Genomic DNA, 6,621 nt, shown 5'->3' with positions numbered 1-6,621 from the left:
GTTATCCCTGACGACTATCGTTCCTCACGCTCCAGCGTGGGAATGCAGTTCGTGACGCTCTGCGTCGCAAGAGGACGCAGAGCGTCCAGACCGGTATACCCACGCGGAGCATGGGCGCGATGGCGCTTAAAGCGCGATTCTAGTGTCCACACTGCTAAACTCACCCAAGCCCGATTCCAGAGGAACACCGCGTCATGGAACCCATCACCACCCTTAATACCTTGCACATCGTCGCCATCGCGTTGTTGCTGATCAGCGCGCTGGTGTTGGCCAGCGGGGTGATCAAGGTGCGTCTTGAAGGCGACACGACCGTGCAGAATCGCCTGCTCAAGCGGCCACTGCTGTTTTTCTGGGTGTTGATGGCCGTGTGCCTGGCGACGCTGCCGTTCAGTGGCTGGTGGCTGGTGCATTTGAAAGGCCTGTCACTGGGCCAGACCTGGGTGCTGGGCAGCAGCGTGCTTTACACCCTGGGGCTGTGCAGTTGGGTCTGGCTGGTGGCCAGGCTCAACCGGTTGCGTCTCGGTGCCCAAGGCGGCAAGCGCGGCTTTACCCTGGCGCTGACGGTGATCAGCCTCGTGTGCTTCGTGGCGATGGCCGGTCTGACGGGCTTCAAACCGGCCTGAGTATTGCCAGCACTCAGTGACGCAGGGTAATTACCGGCCAGCCGCGTCGCTCGGCTTCGGCACGCAATTTATCGTCCGGATCGACCGCAACCGGGTTGGCCACCTGCTCCAGCAGAGGCAGGTCGTTCATCGAATCACTGTAGAAATAGCTGTCCTCAAGGCTGAACGCGTTGTCTTGCAGCCACTGATTGAGGCGTGTCACCTTGCCTTCACGGAAGCAGGGCACACCTGTGGTGCGGCCGGTATAGCGGCCGTCAGCCATCTCGCATTCGGTCGCCAGCAGGGTATCGATCCCCAGTCGCGCCACGATAGGTGCCGTCACAAAGCGGTTGGTGGCGGTAATCACCACCAGCTTGTCGCCGGCCTCGCGGTGTTTGGCGATCAATTCCAGCGCCTTGGGCAGCATCATCGGTTCGATGCAGTCGCGCATGAACTCGCGATGCCACTGCTCGAGCTGCGCCATGTCAGTGTTGCCCAGAATCTCCAGGGTAAAATTCAGGTAGTCGGTCATGTTCAGCGTGCCGGCCAGGTAATCCTGATAGAACTCGTCGTTGCGGGTTTTGTAGGTCGCGGCATCAAGGATCCCGCGCCGGCACAGGTAATCGCCCCAGGCGTGATCGCTGTCGCCGCCCAGAAGGGTGTTGTCGAGGTCGAATAAAGCCAGACGCATAGGGTTACTCGCTGAAATAGTTGAAAAAAGAGCCCCAGAATACGAGGTTTTCACAAGTCTTCACATAAGGTGATAAGCCTCGTTGCTGGTTTGATCGCCTTTGTGGAACAATGCGGCGACATGCGTTTGCGAGGTTGTTGCCGTGATCGACCCCGATGGTTTCCGTCCTAATGTCGGGATTATTCTGACAAACGATGCTGGTCAGGTCCTATGGGCTCGGCGTATTAACCAGGATGCCTGGCAGTTTCCTCAAGGGGGTATCAACCCGCAGGAGACGCCGGAAGACGCGCTTTATCGCGAATTGAATGAAGAAGTCGGTCTGGAACGACATGATGTGCAAATACTTGCCTGCACTCGGGGCTGGTTGCGCTATCGTCTGCCGCAAAGACTGGTCCGTACCCACAGCCAGCCGCTGTGTATCGGCCAGAAGCAAAAATGGTTTCTCCTGCGCCTGATCTCCAACGAGCAGCGGGTGCGGATGGATTTGACCGGTAAACCGGAGTTCGATGGCTGGCGCTGGGTCAGTTATTGGTATCCGTTAGGCCAGGTGGTGACATTCAAGCGCGAGGTGTATCGACGCGCACTCAAAGAGCTTGCCCCGCGCCTCTTATCGCGCGACTGACACGGAGTTCGACCCCGAGCCATGCTCAATACGCTGCGCAAGATCGTCCAGGAAGTTAACTCCGCCAAGGATCTCAAGGCGGCGTTGGGCATTATTGTGTTGCGCGTCAAGGAGGCCATGGGCAGCCAGGTCTGCTCGGTCTACCTGCTCGATGCCGAGGTCAACCGCTTTGTCCTGATGGCTTCCGAAGGCCTCAACAAGCGCTCTATCGGCAAAGTCAGCATGGCACCGAATGAAGGCCTGGTCGGTCTGGTCGGTACGCGCGAAGAACCGCTGAATCTCGAAAACGCCGCAGATCACCCTCGTTATCGCTATTTCGCCGAAACCGGTGAAGAACGCTATGCCTCGTTCCTGGGCGCGCCGATCATCCACCACCGGCGTGTGGTCGGCGTATTGGTCATCCAGCAAAAGGAGCGCCGGCAGTTCGACGAGGGCGAAGAAGCCTTCCTGGTCACCATGAGCGCGCAACTGGCGGGCGTTATCGCGCATGCCGAAGCGACCGGCTCGATCCGCGGTCTGGGACGTCAGGGCAAGGGCATTCAGGAAGCCAAGTTCGTCGGTGTCGCCGGTTCGCCGGGTGCTGCGGTCGGTGTCGCTGTGGTCATGCTGCCGCCAGCCGATCTGGAAGTGGTCCCCGACAAGACCGTCACTGACATCGCCGCCGAACTGGCGTTGTTCCAGAACGCGCTGGAAGGCGTACGCGGTGATATGCGCACCCTGTCAGCCAAGCTGGCCACCCAGTTGCGCCCCGAAGAGCGGGCGCTGTTCGATGTCTACCTGATGATGCTCGACGACGCCTCGCTAGGCAGCGAAGTGACCGACGTGATCAAGACCGGCCAATGGGCGCAGGGTGCCTTGCGCTCGGTGGTCAGTGAGCACGTCAAACGTTTCGAGCTGATGGACGATGCCTACCTGCGCGAGCGGGCGTCGGACGTCAAGGACCTGGGCCGCCGCCTGCTGGCCTATCTCCAGGAAGCGCGGCAACAGGCGCTGGTCTATCCCGACAACACGATTCTGGTGAGTGAAGAGCTGACCCCGGCGATGCTCGGCGAGGTGCCAGAAGGCAAACTGGTCGGCCTGGTGTCGGTTCAGGGTTCCGGCAACTCCCACGTTGCGATTCTGGCACGGGCCATGGGCATTCCCACGGTCATGGGCCTGGTGGACTTCCCTTACTCCAAGGTCGATGGCATCGATCTGGTGGTCGACGGCTATCACGGCGAAGTCTTCACCAACCCCAGCGAAATCATGCGCAAGCAGTTCGGCAAGGTGGTGGAGGAGGAGCGTCAGCTCTCCCAGGGCCTGGATGCACTGCGCGAACTGCCTTGCGTGACCCTCGACGGGCATCGCATGCCGCTATGGGTCAACACCGGCCTGCTGGCCGACGTGGCGCGTGCGCAACAGCGAGGCGCCGAAGGGGTGGGCCTGTACCGCACCGAAGTGCCGTTCATGATCAACCAGCGCTTCCCGAGCGAAAAAGAACAGCTGGCGATCTACCGCGAGCAACTGGCCGCCTTCCATCCACTGCCGGTGACCATGCGCAGCCTGGACATCGGTGGCGACAAGTCGCTGTCCTACTTCCCGATCAAGGAAGACAACCCGTTTCTCGGCTGGCGCGGTATTCGCGTCACCCTCGACCACCCGGAAATCTTCCTGGTCCAGACCCGCGCGATGCTCAAGGCCAGCGAGGGCCTGAACAACCTGCGCATTCTGTTGCCGATGATCTCCAGCACCCACGAAGTGGAAGAAGCGCTGCACCTGATCCACCGCGCCTGGGGCGAGGTGCGCGACGAAGGCACCGACGTGCCGATGCCGCCCGTGGGCGTAATGATCGAAGTGCCGGCTGCGGTCTATCAGACTCGCGACCTGGCGCGGCAGGTAGACTTCCTCTCGGTGGGTTCGAACGACCTGACCCAGTACCTGCTGGCGGTCGACCGCAACAACCCGCGTGTGGCCGATCTCTACGATTACCTGCACCCGGCGGTGCTTCAGGCGCTGCAAAGCGTGGTGCGTGATGCTCACGCCGAGGGCAAACCGGTGAGCATCTGCGGCGAAATGGCGGGTGACCCGGCAGCAGCGGTACTGTTGATGGCGATGGGTTTCGACAGCCTGTCGATGAACGCCACCAACCTGCCGAAAGTGAAATGGATGCTGCGCCAGATCAACCTCAGCAAGGCCAAGGAACTGCTGGCGCAACTGATGACCAACGACAACCCGCAAGTCATCAGCAGCTCCCTGCAACTGGCGCTGAAAAACCTCGGCCTGTCGCGGATGATCAACCCGAGCTCGGTCAAAGGGCACTAAGCGCTACTAATGCTTTCGTGAGCTCACTCCCACAGGGAGTGCACATCGCCCCTGTAGGAGCGAACTTGTTCGCGAAGAGGTCGGCATGATCGCCGAAAACGTATCGTCTGAAGACACCGTCTTCGCGAACAAGCGAAGCGTCGCCCGGTGCGCTCCAACGCCCTCTCATTCCCACAGGGAGTACACATTGCCCTCGTAGGAGCGAACTTGTTCGCGAAGAGGCCGGCATGATCGCCGAAAACGTACCGTCTGAAACACCGTCTTCGCGAATAAGCCAGGCGTCGCCCGGTGCGCTCCTACGTCCTGCGGGCAGAAGCCTGAAAGGCACGTATTCAGTGCTCTCCAAGACCTGTATATAACGCTGCGCGTGGAAGCGATAACCATACGGCTGGACACACCAGGCACATCTTTTTTCACTTCGTTCAGGCGGCTTCCATCGGTCGCCGCTAGAGCATCCTGCCGGGCTCCGGTAACATGCGCGCCTGATTCAGTCGCTCGCAAGGGCGTTCCAATTGAGGAGTCGCAATGCTGCCTTACCCGCAGATTGACCCGGTAGCCGTCGCTATCGGCCCGCTGCAAATTCACTGGTACGGTTTGATGTACCTGGTCGGTATCGGCGGCGCCTGGCTGCTCGCGTCGCGTCGCCTGAACAAGTTCGACCCGACCTGGACCAAGGAAAAACTTTCCGACCTGATTTTCTGGCTGGCCATGGGCGTGATTGTCGGTGGGCGGCTGGGCTACGTGCTGTTCTATGACCTGTCGGCCTACATCGCCAATCCGCTGCTGATCTTCGAGGTCTGGAAGGGCGGCATGGCGTTCCACGGCGGCTTTGTCGGCGTGATGATCGCGGCCTGGTGGTTTGGCAAGCGCAACGGCAAAAGCTTCTTCCAGCTGATGGACTTCGTTGCCCCGCTGGTGCCGATCGGCCTGGGTGCCGGGCGTATCGGCAACTTCATCAATGCCGAGCTGTGGGGCAAGCCGACCGATGTGCCGTGGGCCATGGTCTTCCCGCCGTTCAGCGACCCTGCGCAACTGGCGCGTCATCCCTCGCAGCTGTATCAGTTCGCGCTGGAAGGCGTTGCGCTGTTCATCATCCTCAATCTGTACGCCCGCAAGCCGCGTCCGACCATGGCCGTTTCCGGCATGTTTGCGCTGTTCTACGGGATCTTCCGCTTTGTGGTCGAGTTCGTCCGGGTCCCTGACGCCCAGTTGGGTTACCTGGCGTGGGGCTGGGTGACCATGGGTCAGATCCTCAGCCTGCCGATGATCATCGCCGGCCTGTTGCTGATCTGGCTGGCCTACAAGCGCGACCCGTCCGCCAGCAAAGCAGCGGCCTAATACCGAAACGCCGGGTGAGACAACGCCCGGCGCGTTCAACAATGCAGGTGATTTATGAAGCAATATCTGGAACTGGTCGCTCATGTGATCAAGCACGGGACCTTGCAAGCCAACCGTACCGGCGTGAACACCATCAGCTTTCCGGGGGCGATGCTGCGTTATGACTTGCAGGAAGGTTTTCCGGCGATCACCACACGGCGCATGGCCTTCAAGTCGGCCATCGGCGAGATGGTCGGCTTTCTGCGTGGCGTAAACAACGCCGCCGAATTCCGCGAACTGGGCTGCAAGGTCTGGGATCAGAACGCCAACGAAAACGCTCAGTGGCTGAACAACCCGTTCCGCAAGGGCGAGGACGATCTGGGCGAAATCTATGGCGTGCAATGGCGCAAGTGGCCTGCCTACAAGCGTATCGATGCTGGCAATGTCGCGGCCATCGAACTGGCGCTGGGCCAGGGGTATCGTCAGATTGCCGAGTCCGAAGAAGACGGCCAGTCTTTCGTGGTCCTGTACAAGGCCATCGACCAGATTCGCCAGTGCGTCGACACCATCATCAACGACCCGGGCAGCCGGCGGATCCTGTTCCACGGCTGGAACTGCGCACAGCTCGATGAAATGGCCCTGCCGCCGTGCCACCTGCTGTACCAGCTGCACCCGAACCCGCAGACCCGCGAAATCTCGCTGACGCTGTACATCCGCTCCAACGATCTGGGCCTCGGTACGCCGTTCAACCTGACCGAAGGCGCCGCGCTGCTCAGCCTGATCGGCCGCCTGACCGGCTACACGCCGCGCTGGTTCACCTACTTCATCGGTGACGCCCACGTGTACGAAAACCACCTGGACATGCTCAACGAACAGATGACCCGCGAGCCGTACCCGATGCCGAAACTGGTGATCTCCGACCGCGTGCCGGAATTCGCCAAGACCGGTGTGTACCAGCCTGAATGGCTAGAGCTGATCGAGCCTTCGGACTTCTCACTGGAAGGCTATCAGCATCACCCGGCAATGACGGCGCCGATGGCTGTTTGAGTCCGTAAGAGCGAATTGAGCGTTGTGCTATAGTTTTGGCG

At 60.5% G+C, this 6,621-nt stretch carries 6 protein-coding genes; 5 read left to right on the top strand and 1 reads right to left on the bottom strand.

Annotated features, from left to right (window positions below; all coding sequences use genetic code 11):
* Positions 1-194: 194 nt before the first annotated feature.
* The gene (locus KBY02_RS25190; RefSeq protein ID WP_011269259.1) at positions 195-623 is read left to right on the top strand and encodes a DUF2269 family protein; all 429 of its coding nucleotides are present in this window, start codon (positions 195-197) and stop codon (positions 621-623) included.
* Positions 624-636: 13 nt separating this feature from the next.
* Here KBY02_RS25190 and KBY02_RS25185 read toward each other — a convergent pair whose 3' ends face one another.
* The gene (locus KBY02_RS25185; protein WP_011269258.1) at positions 637-1,293 is read right to left on the bottom strand and encodes an HAD family hydrolase; all 657 of its coding nucleotides are present in this window, start codon (positions 1,291-1,293) and stop codon (positions 637-639) included.
* A 142-nt stretch (positions 1,294-1,435) separates the two neighbouring features.
* Here KBY02_RS25185 and KBY02_RS25180 point away from each other — a divergent pair, with 142 nt between their 5' ends.
* From KBY02_RS25180 to KBY02_RS25165, 4 genes are all read left to right on the top strand, one after another.
* On the top strand, positions 1,436-1,915 hold the full coding sequence (locus KBY02_RS25180; protein ID WP_002555745.1) for an RNA pyrophosphohydrolase: 480 nt from the start codon (positions 1,436-1,438) through the stop codon (positions 1,913-1,915).
* A 21-nt stretch (positions 1,916-1,936) separates the two neighbouring features.
* Complete coding sequence (gene ptsP / locus KBY02_RS25175) at positions 1,937-4,216, top strand: phosphoenolpyruvate--protein phosphotransferase (protein ID WP_003420161.1); 2,280 nt, start codon at positions 1,937-1,939, stop codon at positions 4,214-4,216.
* A gap of 525 nt (positions 4,217-4,741) precedes the next feature.
* Positions 4,742-5,554, top strand: coding sequence for a prolipoprotein diacylglyceryl transferase (gene lgt, locus KBY02_RS25170; protein ID WP_003405275.1), 813 nt, complete (start codon positions 4,742-4,744; stop codon positions 5,552-5,554).
* A gap of 54 nt (positions 5,555-5,608) precedes the next feature.
* Positions 5,609-6,580: a thymidylate synthase gene (locus tag KBY02_RS25165; protein WP_003405274.1), complete on the top strand. Its 972-nt coding sequence runs from the start codon at positions 5,609-5,611 to the stop codon at positions 6,578-6,580.
* Positions 6,581-6,621: the final 41 nt, after the last annotated feature.

The sequence above is a fragment of the Pseudomonas sp. P129 genome (assembly GCF_020312195.1).
Lineage (GTDB): Bacteria > Pseudomonadota > Gammaproteobacteria > Pseudomonadales > Pseudomonadaceae > Aquipseudomonas > Aquipseudomonas fragariae.
This window is presented reverse-complemented; position numbering and strand designations above follow the sequence as displayed.

Coding starts and splice junctions, on each gene's coding strand:
- KBY02_RS25190 (WP_011269259.1), top strand. CDS start 195: ATGGAACCCATCACCACCCTTAATACCTTGCACATCGTCGCCATCGCG.
- lgt (WP_003405275.1), top strand. CDS start 4,742: ATGCTGCCTTACCCGCAGATTGACCCGGTAGCCGTCGCTATCGGCCCG.
- KBY02_RS25165 (WP_003405274.1), top strand. CDS start 5,609: ATGAAGCAATATCTGGAACTGGTCGCTCATGTGATCAAGCACGGGACC.
- ptsP (WP_003420161.1), top strand. CDS start 1,937: ATGCTCAATACGCTGCGCAAGATCGTCCAGGAAGTTAACTCCGCCAAG.
- KBY02_RS25185 (WP_011269258.1), bottom strand. CDS start 1,293: ATGCGTCTGGCTTTATTCGACCTCGACAACACCCTTCTGGGCGGCGAC.